The sequence below is a fragment of the Enterococcus sp. AMC1252 genome, from assembly GCF_058216515.1.
The window spans coordinates 100368-115874 of the sequence record NZ_CM177097.1; the positions used below are offsets into that span (position 1 = coordinate 100368).

18 protein-coding genes and 1 other annotated feature are annotated in these 15507 nt (G+C 37.4%); of the genes, 16 read left to right on the forward strand and 2 right to left on the reverse strand.

Translation table 11 applies throughout. The annotated features are described in order from the left end of the window. Positions 1–158 precede the first annotated feature (158 nt). From AC4BB5_RS00485 to AC4BB5_RS00550, 14 genes are all read left to right on the forward strand, one after another. On the forward strand, positions 159–1526 hold the full coding sequence (locus AC4BB5_RS00485) for a hypothetical protein (protein WP_490457507.1): 1368 nt from the start codon (positions 159–161) through the stop codon (positions 1524–1526). 111 nt (positions 1527–1637) lie between these two features. Then, positions 1638–2117, forward strand: coding sequence for a dCTP deaminase/dUTPase family protein (locus AC4BB5_RS00490; protein ID WP_490457508.1), 480 nt, complete (start codon positions 1638–1640; stop codon positions 2115–2117). Positions 2118–2220: 103 nt separating this feature from the next. Beyond that, complete coding sequence (gene radA, locus AC4BB5_RS00495; protein WP_086314906.1) at positions 2221–3591, forward strand: DNA repair protein RadA; 1371 nt, start codon at positions 2221–2223, stop codon at positions 3589–3591. Positions 3592–3678: 87 nt separating this feature from the next. Beyond that, positions 3679–4821: a PIN/TRAM domain-containing protein gene (locus AC4BB5_RS00500; RefSeq protein WP_490457509.1), complete on the forward strand. Its 1143-nt coding sequence runs from the start codon at positions 3679–3681 to the stop codon at positions 4819–4821. Then, the gene (gene ispD, locus AC4BB5_RS00505) at positions 4808–5533 is read left to right on the forward strand and encodes a 2-C-methyl-D-erythritol 4-phosphate cytidylyltransferase (protein WP_490457510.1); all 726 of its coding nucleotides are present in this window, start codon (positions 4808–4810) and stop codon (positions 5531–5533) included. Before AC4BB5_RS00500 ends, ispD begins: the two co-directional genes overlap by 14 nt. 11 nt (positions 5534–5544) lie before the next feature. Continuing rightward, a complete protein-coding gene (ispF, locus tag AC4BB5_RS00510) occupies positions 5545–6018 on the forward strand; it encodes a 2-C-methyl-D-erythritol 2,4-cyclodiphosphate synthase (RefSeq protein ID WP_490457511.1) in 474 nt (157 codons plus the stop codon). A 15-nt stretch (positions 6019–6033) separates the two neighbouring features. Continuing rightward, the gene (gene gltX, locus AC4BB5_RS00515) at positions 6034–7491 is read left to right on the forward strand and encodes a glutamate--tRNA ligase (protein WP_490457512.1); all 1458 of its coding nucleotides are present in this window, start codon (positions 6034–6036) and stop codon (positions 7489–7491) included. A 1-nt stretch (position 7492) separates the two neighbouring features. Then, positions 7493–7693: a binding site (T-box leader), on the forward strand. 96 nt (positions 7694–7789) lie between these two features. After that, positions 7790–8338, forward strand: coding sequence for a serine O-acetyltransferase EpsC (gene epsC, locus AC4BB5_RS00520; RefSeq protein ID WP_490457513.1), 549 nt, complete (start codon positions 7790–7792; stop codon positions 8336–8338). Next, positions 8322–9734 (forward strand): cysteine--tRNA ligase, encoded by a 1413-nt coding sequence (cysS, locus tag AC4BB5_RS00525; RefSeq protein WP_490457514.1) that lies wholly within the window; start codon positions 8322–8324, stop codon positions 9732–9734. Before epsC ends, cysS begins: the two co-directional genes overlap by 17 nt. After that, entirely contained in the window at positions 9731–10129 is a 399-nt protein-coding gene (locus tag AC4BB5_RS00530) for a Mini-ribonuclease 3 (RefSeq protein ID WP_490457515.1), read from the forward strand. Before cysS ends, AC4BB5_RS00530 begins: the two co-directional genes overlap by 4 nt. Continuing rightward, positions 10119–10958: a 23S rRNA (guanosine(2251)-2'-O)-methyltransferase RlmB gene (gene rlmB / locus AC4BB5_RS00535; protein ID WP_490457516.1), complete on the forward strand. Its 840-nt coding sequence runs from the start codon at positions 10119–10121 to the stop codon at positions 10956–10958. The genes AC4BB5_RS00530 and rlmB overlap by 11 nt, the downstream gene beginning before the upstream one ends. 89 nt (positions 10959–11047) lie before the next feature. Continuing rightward, positions 11048–11578 carry an NYN domain-containing protein gene (locus tag AC4BB5_RS00540; protein WP_490457517.1) on the forward strand — a complete coding sequence of 177 codons (531 nt, stop codon included), beginning with the start codon at positions 11048–11050 and terminating at the stop codon, positions 11576–11578. An 87-nt stretch (positions 11579–11665) separates the two neighbouring features. Continuing rightward, positions 11666–12226 carry a sigma-70 family RNA polymerase sigma factor gene (locus tag AC4BB5_RS00545; protein WP_490457518.1) on the forward strand — a complete coding sequence of 187 codons (561 nt, stop codon included), beginning with the start codon at positions 11666–11668 and terminating at the stop codon, positions 12224–12226. Between the two features lie 133 nt (positions 12227–12359). Beyond that, a complete protein-coding gene (locus tag AC4BB5_RS00550) occupies positions 12360–12605 on the forward strand; it encodes a Veg family protein (RefSeq protein ID WP_010761984.1) in 246 nt (81 codons plus the stop codon). Between the two features lie 53 nt (positions 12606–12658). Here the strand turns inward: AC4BB5_RS00550 and AC4BB5_RS00555 are convergent, their stop codons facing one another. Continuing rightward, positions 12659–13363 (reverse strand): ArsR/SmtB family transcription factor, encoded by a 705-nt coding sequence (locus tag AC4BB5_RS00555; protein WP_490457519.1) that lies wholly within the window; start codon positions 13361–13363, stop codon positions 12659–12661. A 295-nt stretch (positions 13364–13658) separates the two neighbouring features. Here AC4BB5_RS00555 and AC4BB5_RS00560 point away from each other — a divergent pair, with 295 nt between their 5' ends. Next, the gene (locus tag AC4BB5_RS00560) at positions 13659–13844 is read left to right on the forward strand and encodes a hypothetical protein (protein ID WP_490457520.1); all 186 of its coding nucleotides are present in this window, start codon (positions 13659–13661) and stop codon (positions 13842–13844) included. Between the two features lie 28 nt (positions 13845–13872). Here the strand turns inward: AC4BB5_RS00560 and rarD are convergent, their stop codons facing one another. Continuing rightward, entirely contained in the window at positions 13873–14775 is a 903-nt protein-coding gene (gene rarD, locus AC4BB5_RS00565; RefSeq protein WP_490457521.1) for an EamA family transporter RarD, read from the reverse strand. Positions 14776–15053: 278 nt separating this feature from the next. Between rarD and AC4BB5_RS00570 the strand changes: the two genes are divergently transcribed. Beyond that, positions 15054–15503 carry an ATP-dependent Clp protease proteolytic subunit gene (locus AC4BB5_RS00570; RefSeq protein ID WP_490457522.1) on the forward strand — a complete coding sequence of 150 codons (450 nt, stop codon included), beginning with the start codon at positions 15054–15056 and terminating at the stop codon, positions 15501–15503. Positions 15504–15507: the final 4 nt, after the last annotated feature.

A 15507-nucleotide genomic window follows, 5' to 3' on the forward strand; every position in this document is an offset into this window, starting at 1 on the left:
GTTATAGGCTAGACAATGAATTGTAAGATTTTTAAAAAAGAGTCGTCAAAGTTACAATGGGTTATAATAAGAGTGACGATAAAAGGGGCTTAATAATTTTGAATAAGTCTAATACAGAGGTATATTTTGAAATAGACTAGGTCGAAGGAGCATGATGGATGTCCAAACTAAAAGAATTAGCGCGCAATTTCCTACAAGTTGCGCCGTTTATTTTATCAAATACAATTATTTTTATTCCTTATTTTTTATTTTTGAGTTTAAGTGATGGCACAACGATGGAGAGAATTTTACCCTTTGTCCTTTTTTATACGTTTCGGATGACGGGAATCTTTTTGTTGAAAAGTTTCAAACTAGCGTTGACGAGTTTTAATGTGCTGATCATTTCGATTTTGCTCGGGGGTGTCGGTTGTTTGGTTGGCGTGTTAGGCCAATTTTATTTTCCTGCCTATCTTTTCTCAGCCGTTTTACTGGGACTTAGCGCCTCATGGCTGCCTGCGGCCAATACCACCGTCAATTATCATGAGAAGCGTCAAGGATATTCTGCTTTGACGGGTAGAAAATACCTGTTTATCTTACTGATATTAGGTGGCGTGATCGCATCGTTGACGCTGACGAAAGAATGGAGGATTCCTTTCGTTTTAGGGGAGTATACTTTGCTGTATATAGCGGCCTATCATACGGTCACTCATTACCCAGATTATGAAATTGATTTCAATGAAGTTAATCAACAAGTGATCTCGGTCAAAGAGTTCTTTTTATTTTTGTTTTTCTTTATTTTATTGTTGTTTATCCGTTCAGCCCGCTTGCTATTTGATCCGCAACTTCTGGATGTTGGTATTATCGGATTTTCTATATTATTTTTAATAGCTGGCTGGTATTTGAATAGTCAAAGAAAAACATGGAAGCTCCCGTTATGGTTGAATTTAATGACATTCGCTAATGGTATGTGTATGAACTTTCTACTACTTTTTGGGACATTTTATGTTTCGTTACGTTTAGGAATAGATCGCTTGACTGTTAATTTATACGTTCCTTATATTTTGGGTATAATTGGTTCAGCTTTTGTTATTAAATTTTTATATCGCTTATTTTCGCAAGTGGATCCTAAAATCGTCCATCTGGGAGGCTTTATCACATCGCTATTCTTGTTATTGTTTAGACCAATTTTTCCAGTAGGCATCTTTTTGCTCAGCTGCTTCATTAGCGCTACAAGTAATTTATTGAATCAACAGTATTATCAAGAAGAGCGTTTACCGCAAGATCAACGAATCATTACGAAATACAGCACTCAAACAAAAGGCAGTGTGACCCATCAGTTGTTATTGATGAGCGTTTTATGGTTGTTAGCGAAACAAGCACAGTTACCCGTTAAAACCGTTTTACAGATTACTGCACATCGAACGCATAATCCATCTGCTCTTCAGTTAGTAGAGCATGTCCATGTGATTAGTATTGTCGGATTGATGTTATTCTTTTCTTTTATCCTTTACGAAGCGGTAAAACATGAACAAAATGAGACCAAATGATGTGTAAACATTAAAAAAACACAAGAGAATAGTAAAGATACTGTAAAAGTAAGCTTGGAATCAATGGAATATGTTAAAATAGAAATAGTTTACAAGTAGAGGAGATTTTTGATGAAACAACGAGGATTTGAAATTATTACGGATTATAAAGATCAAGGTATCACACTTCCTGAGCGTGCGACAAAAGGGGCTGCAGGTTACGACTTTGAAGCAGCTGAAACGGTAGTTGTTCCAAGTATTTGGCAGTTACAAGCACAAGGCATAGCGCCAAAACCAGTCTTGGTAAAAACAGGAATCAAAGCGTATATGGCTGAAAATGAATATTTAGAATTAGTGAGTCGTTCATCAAACCCATTGAAACGCTTTTTAATGTTAGCGAATGGTGTTGGCGTGATCGATCGTGATTATTATAATAACGAAGGTAATGAAGGACATATCATGTTTCAATTTTTGAATTTCGGTTATGAAGAGATGGTCATCGAAAAAGGCGAACGAATTGGACAAGGGATTTTTAAACCGTTTCTTTTAGCGGATATTGATGATGTAGAAACTGAACGTACAGGCGGATTTGGCTCTTCCGGTAAAAACTAAGATAAATTGACTGAAAAACGGCGTATTTTACAGAGGGAAGTCTTAGTCTAATAGACCTATACTATGGTAAAATAAAGAATACATCAAAACGAGGGGATAGCATATGGCAAAAAAAGCAAAAGTTCAATTTGAGTGTCAAACGTGCGGGTACATTTCCCCAAAATATTTAGGACGCTGCCCAAATTGTGGACAGTGGAACACGATGACCGAAGAAATCATTCAAGATACGACCGATCGCCGTGTTAGAGTTAGCTTGACTGGTAAAAAGACCCAGCCACAACGTTTAGCGGAAGTCGTGCCAAAGAAAGAACCTAGAGTTAAAACAAAGTTGGTAGAACTGAATCGTGTGTTAGGTGGCGGTGTGGTTCCAGGCTCACTTGTTTTGATAGGTGGCGATCCTGGGATTGGGAAATCAACGCTGTTGTTGCAAGTGTCACAACAATTAGCTGAAATTGGCGGCAAAGTGTTATACGTTTCTGGAGAAGAAAGTGCGGAACAAATCAAAATGCGTGCGGAACGTTTAAGTTCGATTGACACGGAATTTTATTTGTACGCTGAAACAGATATGAATGAGATATCTAAAGCAATCGAAAAGTTAGAACCTGATTATGTGATCATCGACTCTATACAAACAATGACACAACCTGATGTGACCAGTGTTGCTGGAAGTGTCAGTCAAGTGCGGGAAACAACTGCTGAATTATTGAAAATAGCTAAAACGAATGGTATTGCGATTTTCATCGTAGGTCATGTGACGAAAGAAGGTTCAATTGCAGGGCCACGTATGCTTGAACATATGGTAGATACTGTGTTGTATTTTGAAGGAGACAAACACCATACCTTCAGAATCTTGAGAGCGGTGAAAAATCGTTTTGGGTCTACTAACGAAATCGGTATTTTTGAAATGCGGGAACATGGACTTGAAGAAGTGGCGAATCCCTCACAAGTATTTTTAGAAGAGCGCTTGGCTGATGCAACAGGTTCAGCCATTGTGGTAGCGATGGAAGGCACACGTCCAATTTTAGTTGAAGTTCAGGCTTTGGTTACTCCAACAATGTTTGGTAATGCGAAGCGGACGACAACAGGACTTGATTTTAACCGAGTTTCCTTGATCATGGCTGTTTTAGAAAAACGTGCAGGTTTACTGTTGCAAAATCAAGATGCGTATTTAAAAGCTGCTGGCGGTGTGAAGATCAACGAACCAGCCATTGATTTAGCGGTGGCAGTGAGTATTGCTTCTAGTTATAAGGAAAATGGTACAAAACCAACTGAGTGTTTCATTGGTGAAATTGGCTTGACCGGTGAAATTCGGCGTGTGAATAGTATCGAACAACGAGTACGTGAAGCACAAAAACTTGGCTTTACTAAAATTTATTTACCAAAGAATAATTTAGGTGGTTGGACCCCTCCAGAGGGCATCGAGATTGTCGGTGTCGCGACAATCGGAGAAACATTAAGAAAAGTATTCAAATAGGGTGAAGGTTAGAGTTCGAGAGATAATTTGCGATCGATCTCTTCTTCAACCTTTCAATAAGTATGACTATAATTGGAGGATGAATCTATGCAAAAACGTGTCATCACATTGCTGATGATCGTCGTTGGCGTAAGTTTAGGTATTTCACTGTTACCGATGGCTTGGGACATGGCGAAACAGGCAGATAATACATGGCTGAACAACAACTTTACTAACAGTTTGATTGGTGCACTTATTTTCTTTATTTTATCGTTAGGGTTAGCAAAGTATATTGTTTCAGGTGTTAAAAAAGTAGAAGCAGCATTAAATGAAATGAGTTTGACTTATCTTTTATTCGGGAGCGTAGGCGCAATTATTGGTCTGATCATTGGTGTTATTATTTCGATTCCAATGTACAACTTGAATATTCCCTTTGTGAATAGTGTCTTGCCGATTTTGGTCATGATTATTTTTGGCTATCTCGGTTTCCGTATGGGGACAACTCGGATCGATGAGTGGCGTAAAATTTTCACGCCGCGACAAAAGAAAGCTCAATCTGAAACTGATGGAGAAGTTCTGGAGAGAAGAGTGGAAGATCATTTCCACAAGTACAAAATTTTAGATACAAGTGTCATCATTGATGGTAGAATCTATGATATTGCTAAAACAGGATTTTTAGAAGGTGTTATTTTGATTCCTAATTTTGTCCTGTATGAATTACAGTATATTGCTGATTCTGGGGATAGCTTAAAACGTGTCCGTGGACGACGTGGATTAGATATTTTAAATGCATTACAAAAAGAAGACGGTATTTCAGTAGAAATGTATGACGGTGATTTTGAAGATATTTCAGAAGTGGACAGCAAATTAATCAAATTGGCGAAGTTGTTGGATGGCGTGGTTGTTACAAACGACTATAATCTAAACAAAGTTTCTGAATTCCAAAATGTTCCTGTTTTGAATATCAATGCTTTGGCGAATGCCGTAAAACCGGTTGTGATTCCAGGGGAGACAATGAATGTGATGGTTGTAAAAGCTGGAACAGAACGTCAGCAAGGTGTGGCGTATTTAGATGATGGTACAATGGTTGTCGTAGAAGACGGACAGCATTATATGAGTGAACACATTCAAGTAGTTGTAACAAGTGCTCTGCAAACTGCAGCAGGACGGATGATTTTTGCCAAGCCAGCTCACTCAGGTCGTGGCATCGACGACAGCAAAGAAGAACACAGAGCCAATGAGAAAAGCTGAAAATAGGAATAAAGCACTGGATTATGAAGTCATATTGTTGGCTGCGGGACAAGGTAAGAGAATGGGCGCTAGCCGGAATAAGATTCTATTGCATTTAATCGGAAAACCAGTGATTTCTTATTCATTAAATACATTTTTGAACGATCCTGCGTGTAAGCACATTGTCTTGGTCACACAAGACAATGAACAAGATTTAATCGTGGCGATGATCAAAAAAGAAGCAAAGAAAAAAAGGTGTCCCATCACAATCGTCTCCGGCGGTTGTGAACGACAATACAGTGTTTATAACGGGTTGAGAGCATTGCTCGATCCAAGAAATATCGTGATGGTTCATGACGGTGCAAGACCTTTTGTCAATTTGGCACAATTGAAGCTATTACACCAAAAGGTTCAAGAAACGAGAGCTGCAATTTTAGGTGTTCCAGTCAAAGATACGATCAAACGTGTAATCAATGGAATTGTTCAAGAAACAGTTCCACGTGAAACATTATGGCAAATTCAAACGCCGCAAGCCTTTTACGGAACCGACCTACTTTCGGTACATGCTTGCGCACAACAAGATGATTATTTAGGAACTGACGATGCATCGTTGATCGAAAAATATAGTGACATACCAGTCTCAATGGTGTTGGGAAGTTATGAAAATATCAAATTGACCACACCAGAAGATATGCTGATCGGTGAGGCAATCGTGAAACGAAGAAGAAGCTAGGTGAAAAAATTATGATACGAATTGGACAAGGGTTTGATGTTCATCAATTGGTAGAAGGCCGTAAATTGATCATTGGCGGTGTAGAATTGCCTTTTGAAAAAGGTTTACTAGGACATTCAGATGCAGATGTATTGCTACATGCAATCACGGACGCTATTTTAGGTGCTGCTGGACTTGGAGATATCGGTCATTTGTTTCCTGATACAGATCCAAAGTTTAAAGATGCGGATTCAATGAAATTATTATACGAAGCAAATCAAAAAATTTTGGCTGACGGCTTTACTATTGGCAATATTGATTGTACAATTTTAGCAGAACAACCAAAAATGAAACCTTATTTAGAATCAATGAAAGAAAATATCGCTAAGGTGTGCCAAATTGAAACGAATCAAATCAATTTGAAAGCAACAACGATGGAGAAAATGGGGTTTATCGGTCAAGAAGAAGGTATGGGAGCGATTGCGGTCGCTTTACTTGATAAATAGAAAGAGGAATGCACAATGACAAAAGTACGTGTACGTTACGCACCAAGTCCAACTGGACACTTGCATATCGGAAATGCAAGAACAGCTTTATTCAATTACTTATTTGCCCGTCATAATGATGGTGAGTTTATTATCCGTATTGAAGATACAGACCAAAAAAGAAATATTGAAGATGGTGAAAAAAGCCAGCTAGAAAACTTAGCATGGTTAGGGATGGATTGGGATGAGTCACCTGAAAAACCAGGTGAGTATGGCCCTTACCGTCAGTCTGAACGTGGCGAAATTTACCAACCATTGATCGATCAATTGTTAGTAAGCAATCGTGCGTATAAATGTTATTGTACGGAAGAAGAATTGGAAGCTGAAAGAGAAGCACAACGTTCTCGTAGTGAAATGCCTCATTATTCAGGAAAATGTGCTAACTTGACACCTTCTGAACAAGCAGAAAAAGAAGCGCAAGGGCTTGAACCTGTCATTCGTTTCCGTGTACCAAGAAACACTTCTTATACATTTGAAGATATGGTCAAAGGCGAAATTGTTTTTGAATCAGATAATATCGGTGGCGATTTTGTTATTCAAAAACGTGACGGCATGCCAACATATAACTTTGCAGTAGCAGTAGATGATCATATGATGAAAATCACCCATGTATTACGCGGTGATGATCATATTGCTAATACACCTAAACAACTAATGATTTATGAGGCATTTGGCTGGAAAGCACCAGAATTTGGCCATATGACATTGATCATCAACTCTGAAACTGGGAAGAAATTAAGTAAACGTGATGAATCGATTTTACAATTTATCGAACAATACCGTGAACTTGGTTATTTACCTGAAGCGATGTTCAACTTCACAGCGTTGTTAGGCTGGTCACCTGTTGGCGAAGAAGAAATCTTCTCCCAAGAAGAATTGATCAAAATCTTTGATCCAGAACGTCTAAGCAAATCCCCAGCAGCTTTTGATGGGAAGAAACTTGAATGGGTCAATAACCAATACATGAAACAATTAGATTTAGATGTTTTAACAGATATGTGTCTTCCTTATTTAGTAGCTGAAGGCAAAGTCGAAGCGCAACCAAGTAGCGAAAAATTAGAATGGTTGAAAAAAGTCGTTAGCTTATACCAACCACAAATGAGCTATGCTGCTGAAATCGTGAATGTATCTGAGTTGTTCTTCAATGAACATCCAGTCTTAGATGACGCAGCAAAAGAAGTATTAGCTGGCGAAACGGTACCTACTGTTCTAGCCGCTTTCAAAGCACAACTAGAAGCGATGGATGTTGTCGATGTTCCGAGTATTAAAGCAGGTATCAAAGCAGTTCAGCAAGAAACAGGCGTGAAAGGTAAAAACTTATTCATGCCGATCCGTGTAGCTGTTTCAGGACAAATGCATGGCCCGGAATTAGGCGACACAATTGAACTTTTAGGAAAAGAAAAAGCTTTAGATCATTTAAATAACGTTTTATAATAGAAATATGTAGAGAAGAAGAAGTAAAAAAGCGTATGTCTTTAGAGAGACTGTGGATGGTGAAAACAGTTGTCAGCACTTTTTGAAATGCATCTTTGAATAGTTTCAGCGATACGTAGCTGAAAACGGCCAACAACCGTTATCTGTTTTGAGGCAGGGAAACCTGTAAAGAAAAGTGGAACCACGCATAAGCGTCTTTTGAACGGAGTTATTTCGTTTAAAAGACGCTTATTTATTTTTATTATCCAGCGAGCCTGCTACACTTTTGTGTTTAAGATTAAATGAAAGGAGTGAGAATATGGGTTGGTTAAACAGAGCTGTTAGGGCAGTCAAAATCAATGATCCAGCAGCACGTTCAACATTGGAAGTATTGCTGACATATCCAGGGGTGCATGCCTTGTTTTGGCATCGTTTTTCTCATTTTTTATACCGCCATCGCTTGTTTTTAATAGCAAAGATCCATGCACAATTTTGGCGATTTTTGACAGGTATTGAGATTCATCCCGGTGCTACTATTGCTCCTGGTGTTTTTATCGATCATGGTATGGGGCTTGTGATTGGTCAAACAGCAGAAATCGAAGAGGATGTCGTGTTATTTCATGGTGTCACTTTAGGCGGAACAGGCAAGCATACAGGAAAACGTCATCCAACTGTCAAAAAAGGTGCGATGATCCATGCACATGCGCAAATATTGGGGCCTGTCACAATTGGTGAACGGGCAAAAATCGGAGCAGCTGCTGTTGTTTTAAAAGATATTCCTAATGACGCGACAGCTGTAGGAATACCAGCAAAAGTTGTTAGAATCAAAGGAGAGAAATTGGAGGAAGCGTATGATTCAAATTTATAATACATTAACGAGAGAAAAAGAAGTATTTCAGCCAATCGAAGAAGGAAAAGTCCGAATGTATGTCTGCGGACCAACTGTTTATAATTATATTCACATCGGTAATGCCCGCAGCTCAATGGCTTTTGATACAATCAGACGTTACTTAGAATACCGTGGGTATGAAGTGAATTATGTATCAAATTTTACTGATGTTGATGATAAAATCATTCGAGCGGCTAAAGAATTAGGCATCACAGCGCCAGAAGTTGCGGATCGTTTTATCCATGCGTTTGAAGAAGATACCAATATTTTGAATGTTAAACCAGCGACATTACATCCTCGGGTAATGGATCATATGCCGGATATTTTAACCTTTATTCAAGTATTGATCGACAAAGGATATGCTTATGAATCACAAGGGGATGTTTATTATCGAACTCGTAAATTTGAAGGGTACGGAAAACTAAGTCACCAATCAATTGATGAATTAGAAGTCGGCGCAAGCCAACGTACGGGTGTAGAAAAAGAACTAAAAGAAGATCCGCTAGATTTTGCCTTATGGAAAGGGGCTAAAGAAGGTGAGATTTCTTGGGATTCTCCATGGGGAGCGGGACGTCCTGGCTGGCATATTGAGTGTTCTGTTATGGCAACTAAACATTTAGGTGATACAATTGATATCCATGGTGGCGGTCAAGATTTAGAATTTCCTCATCATGAAAATGAAATTGCCCAAAGTGAAGCGAAAACAGGCCAAACATTCGCTAATTACTGGATGCATAATGGTTTTGTAACAATTGGCGAAGACGATGAAAAAATGAGTAAATCACTAGGAAACTTTGTCACAGTTCATGAACTAGTGAAACAAGTCGATCCTCAAGTACTGCGTTTTTTCATGGCAACAACACAATATCGCCGCCCAATTCGTTATAGTGAAACAACGATGAAAGAAGCTGGCGTCAATTTACAAAAATTAAAAAATGCATTTGAAAACTTGTCCTTTAGAAAAGCTGATGCAGTGGCAAAACTTGAAGAAGATAACCAAAAGCTAAAAGAATTAGCTGATTTAGAAACACGTTTCACGACTGAAATGGATGATGATTTTAATGCAGCAAATGGCATCACAGTGGTTTACGAAATGGCTAAGTGGCTGAATCAATATAGTGAGCAAGAAGCTGTATCAGCTATAGTAATTGAAAAATCAGTAGAACAATTCACACAATGGTTAAGCGTTTTTGGTATTTTCTTTTTGTCAGAAGAGCTATTGGATGATGATATCGACCAGTTAATAGAAGAACGTAATCAAGCACGTGCAAACCGTGATTTTGCCCGTAGTGATGAGATCCGTGACTTATTAAAAGACAAAGGAATAACCTTGGAAGACACCGCCCAAGGAACTAGATGGAGAAGAAGTGAATGAGAGATTATACTCAATTAAATGGTTTAGCTTTGGCTTATGTAGGAGATGCGATTTACGAGATTTATATCCGTGACTACTTAGTTGAACAAGGACAAACCAAACCAAATATCTTACACCGTATGGCAACGCACTATGTATCAGCTAAGGCTCAAGCCTATTTGATCCAAGAAATGTTAGAAGAACAATTACTTTCAGAAAATGAAGAGTTAATGTATAAACGAGGCCGTAATGCGAAAAGCCACACATCTGCTAAAAATGCTGACATCACAACTTATCGCATTGCGACCGGATTTGAATCATTGATGGGCTATCTACATTTAACGAAACAAACCGACCGCTTAGAAGAATTGATCGATTGGTGCATAAAAAAAGTAGGTGAAAAGAATGAGAAATGATAAAAAACGTCCTTTTAAGGGAAATAAACCGCAAAAAAGTCAGCCATTTAAAAAAGAACCTGTAAGAAAAGAGCGTGAAGTCTCACAAGAAGAGATTGAAGATAATTTTGTTTTTGGGAACCATGCAACTATAGAGGCGATCCAGCAAGGCCGAGGAAATAAATTATTTCTACAAGAAGACAGTAAGAGTGAGAAAGTTGAACACCTAAAATTGCTAGCAAAGGAAAATGCTGTTCCAGTTAAATGGGTACCAAAACAAAAATTAGATACAATGACAAATCATGGTGTACATCAGGGGATCGTATTGGCGATTACAGCCTATGAATACTTAACGTTGGATGAATTACTCGATCGTACGAAAGAAAAGACAGAGACGCCATTTTTCTTGATTTTAGATAGTCTAGAAGATCCTCATAATTTTGGTTCTATTATGAGAACAGCAGATGCAACAGGTGTAGATGGTATCATTATTCCCAAGCACCGTGCTGTAGGAATTACCCCAGTTGTGACTAAAGCATCAACTGGAGCAGTCGAATATATTCCAGTTGCTCGGGTAACGAATCTAGCCCAAAGTATTGCCACGCTTAAAGAAAATAATTTTTGGATTTTCGGTACAGATATGAAAGGCACAGATTATCGTCAATGGAATACTCAAGGTGCGATTGCCTTGATCATCGGCAACGAAGGTCGTGGCATGAGCCAAGGATTGCATAAAGAAGTGGATGAATTACTGACGATTCCAATGAGCGGACATGTTCAAAGTTTAAATGCTGGTGTCGCAGCAGGTTTATTAATGTATGAAGTCTATCGTGGACGAAATCCTCTTTAATAGTTAGATAAATGGCGAGAAAAAAGCAGAAGATACGTGAAGTAAGCTTTTTTCTCGATCTCTTATAAAAAAGAAGGTGACATAGCAAAATGAAAAAACAGTTACTGATCGTTGATGGTTATAATATGATCGGATCTTGGCCTGAATTGGTTCAATTAAAGAATCAAAATAAACTTGAGGATGCCAGAGAAGTTCTACTGCAGCGCTTATCTAATTATGCGAAATATGAGGGGTTAGAAGTAATTGTTGTTTTTGATGCGCAGCTAGTTCCGGGAATCCAGCAAACATACAAAAAGTATCATTTAACAGTAGTCTTCACTAAAGAAGAAGAAACAGCGGATAGTTATATTGAACGGATTGCAGGAGAAAAAAATGATCGATTGACCCAAGTCACTGTAGCAACGAGTGATTTGGCAGAACAATGGTTGGTTTTTTCGAAAGGCGCGTTACGGGCATCAGCGAATGAGTTGTATAAAAATGTTCAGAAAACGGAGCGAACGATTGCAATTCATGCAACGGATATCCATTTTCAAGATTTTCGACGAAATTCTCCGTGGAATATAGAACAATTGTCAAAATTGTCCGATAAATTGGACGAATTGTCCAAAAAGAAAGATTAATTGACTAATTTGTTCTGTTTGTTCACAAAATAATGTTACGATTTTTTCAAGCATTTTGGTAGAATGCTTGAAAGGAGAATGTTGTTGATGAACAAGTATGAAGAGGTTTTAAAGGGAGACACAGCAGTTTTTGACCATCTATATCGGAAATATCACCCTGTTGTGTACAAGTTTCAAAAAAAGTACTACTTAAAGGATTTTGATCGAGAAGATTGGTTACAGGAAGGTCGGATTATTTTTCATCGTTCACTGGAAAAATACGAAGAAGTGCACAATGTTTCTATTGGGAAATTCTTTAAATCAAACTTTGAAAATCACATTCGCAGTTTGGTTAGAAAGCAATGCGCACTTAAGCGGACGATCGATACACAGTCCATTTCGTTAGATCAAAAAATAGAAAAACAGGGAGAGGCATTTTTCGACTACATAGGAGTGGAAGAGACAAATGCGTTAGAACAGATGATCATAAGGGAAAAGCTAGAGCAACTGCCCACCATTTTGTCACCTTTTGAGCGAACGACATTTGAAAAATACATGAATGGCAGAGAGTTGGAAGATATTGCCAAAGATACAGATAATCGCGAAATTACGGTTAGAAGTGCCTATGATCGTGCAAAAAAGAAACTAAGGGCAATTATTTATGATTAAATGAGGATTTTGTCATTTTTCACATTAAATAATTATTCATTTATACATTATAATTAGTTGCATTTCATTTTCTGCTATGGTAAACTTGTTATTTTTGTTGATATGTGATAGAATGAGCTTCGAGGTGAATGCAATGCCAACAACTTTAGCTTCCATTAAAAAAGATCTAGAATGTCGTATCGGCAGCAAAATCACATTAGTTGCTCAGACCGGCAGAAAGCGTCAAACTGAACGTAACGGTATTTTGACAGAAACGTATCCATCTGTCTTCGTTGTAGATTTAGATCCAGATGAAAACTCATTTGAACGAGTTTCTTATAGTTATTCTGATGTGCTAACACGCACAGTAGAGATTGAATTTGTCAGTGAAGCAGTCTAAAAATTATTGAGATTGAAAGTAGAGCCAAAGCAAAATGCTTTAGCTCTACTTTTTTATTCTATAACTGAGGTGTTATCGCTTAAAGAAATGAACGATTGAAACCATTTGACGCCTCTATCGCTTAACGTAACACTCCGATTTTGAGGATGTTTAATCAGCCAACCACGGGCAATGCATTCATAAAAAAATGCCGCTCCCAAGTTTCCCGCTAAATGAAATCTTCGTTCTGTCCAATCAAGACAGGGTTTAACGAATACCCCAGGTTTCCTTTTTAAATCGTGTACATTAATAGCCAATTCAGCAAAAAATACTTCTCCTGAACGAGTAAGAGATAGCTGGTCATTTTCTAAAATAAGAAACTGCATCAGGCACAGCTGATCAAAAAATTGGACGCCCAATTCACCAGCAAGATGATTATAACAACTTCGCCCAGCTTTTAGCTGTTTATATTCTGAGCTCTTATTGTAAGAAGCAATTGGTTTTATCGGACTAAGATTCATTAGCTGTTCCATCAATTCAGCAATCTCGTCATTAGACAAACAATAATAGACATGCCGTCCTTGTTTATAAGAAACAACCCAACCTAGTTCAGACATTTTTTTTAAATGATAAGAGGCTGTATGATCTTTGATATGAACCAATTCGGCTAGCTCATGAACTGTATGATAGCGTTTATCCATTAAAATAGTAACGATTTGAATACGTGATTCATCACTTAACATTTTTGTGATTTGGCTGATATCAGGAAATCCATGCATTATTATCCTCCTCTATTAAAGTTATAAAAACTTTTGCTATTTATTTCGATATAGATCGATCCATTCCTATTATATACTATTTACATCTTACAAGAAGAGGTGACAAGTATGTATAAACAGCTCGACAAAAATTCGTTTTATTATGGTTTTCCTGTAGTTTTAATGACGACCAAAAACAAAGAGACTAGTCATGATGATATAACGCCGATCAGTTCATCTTAACGATTGGCAGTGAGCCGACTTTAAACATTGCAGAATGTTTCATTCAAATAGAAACTTATGTTACTGAGGGTATGTGCGAAAAAATTATGCCATCATTGAAACAAAAGTAAAAGCAATTTATGTGCCAGAAGCCATTTTATCAGACGAAACCCATATAGATGTGGGAAAGTGGCATCCTCTTATTTATAAATTTAGGGAATATACAACAACAGATAAGCATTTGGGCAAAAATTTTAGATTTCAAGAATTTCTTGAATAACCTAACACTTGTGTGATAGAAGCTCTCTTTAGATTGTTTTATTTTGAAGAGCGTTTTTGCGCCATCGATTCATAGAAGACCATAAATAAATTCCGATACCGATCCAGATAAAGGCAAATCCTAAAAGCTGAATAGGTAAAAATTGCTCTCCAAAAATAAAGACTGCTAGAAATAACATGATTGAAGGTCCGATATACTGAATAAATCCTAATGTGATAAAGTGACTATTTTTATTTGCAATCGAGAAAAGAAATAGCGGAATTACAGTCAATAATCCAGACATTATCAATAAAAGTTGTTCGGAAAAAGGGTAAATAAAATAACTTTTTTCTGAGTAAAAATACAAATAATATAAAGCGAATGGACTAAGTAACAGTGTCTCCCAAAATAAACTAGTTAGTGAGGAAATCGTTGTTTTTTTCTTTGTTAGTCCGTAAAAACTAAAAGTTCCAGCAATCAATAATGCATTTAGTGGGACGCTGCCTGCGTAAATTGACAATATGATAACGCCTATCGTACCAAATCCAGCCGCAATCAAAGTAAAGTTTGTGGCTTTTTCTTTTAATAGATAGATGCCTAGAGTCACGCTAAGAATTGGGTTGATATAGTAGCCTAAACTGGCATCTAGAGTATTGCCAGAATTTACAGTTGTAATGAATAGTAACCAGTTAACTGAAATCAAACCAACCCCCAAAAGTAGATAAGCGAGCTTGCTTTTACTTTTAAATAGGGTTTTCGTTTCTTGAATGACTTCTTTGCTCTTCCCCAGTATTAGTATTGATCCAATGAGAAGGATACAGGAGAAGATGATTCGATAAGCGAGAAGCTCTTTAGAATCAACATTTTTTACCATTTTCCAATACAAAGGGAGGATTCCCCAGATAATGTATGCTAAAATACCACTCAAAGTACCGCTGTTTGTTGTTTTCATATTTTCCCTCCATATTAATCGTTTAGTACATCATTAACTATAGTGGAAAAATAAATCCATGCTCATCGATATAAAATTTTATGTATAAGTGACCCAAGAACTGTCGTAAGCGTAAGATGTATCGTGACTTGAAAAAGAGGCTATATAATGGGTGAATAAGAAAAGGTCAAACAAGGACAAAATCAACCAGATTTAGTAACTGAAAAAATGATGGGTACTAGAACGATCATCATTTCAAGTGAAATCAACGAACAAATGGCAAAAGAAGTATGTACACAATGCTGTTACTAGAATCAATTAATAATGAACCAATCAATTTGTTTATAAGTAGTAATGGAGGGCATGTTGATTCTGGCTATTTAATATTTGATATGATCAATTTTATTGAACCTAAAGTGAATATTATTGGTTCTGGTTGGGTCGTCAGCGCAGGAGCACTTATCTACTTATCCAGTGAAAAAGAGCGTCGTTACTGTTTACCGAATACTCGCTTTATGATCCATGAACCATCAGGTGGCGCACAAGGCCAATCGAGTGACATGGAAATCACAGCGAAAGAAATTATCCGGACAAGAGAAAAAATCAATCAATTGATTGCTAAAGAAACGGGTAAAGATATCGAACAAGTAAAAAATGATACAGCAAGAGATTATTGGCTGAGTGCTGAAGAAGCGCTTGAATATGGCATTGTGAATAAGATTATCAAAAATAGAAGTGAAATTGTTTAACTAT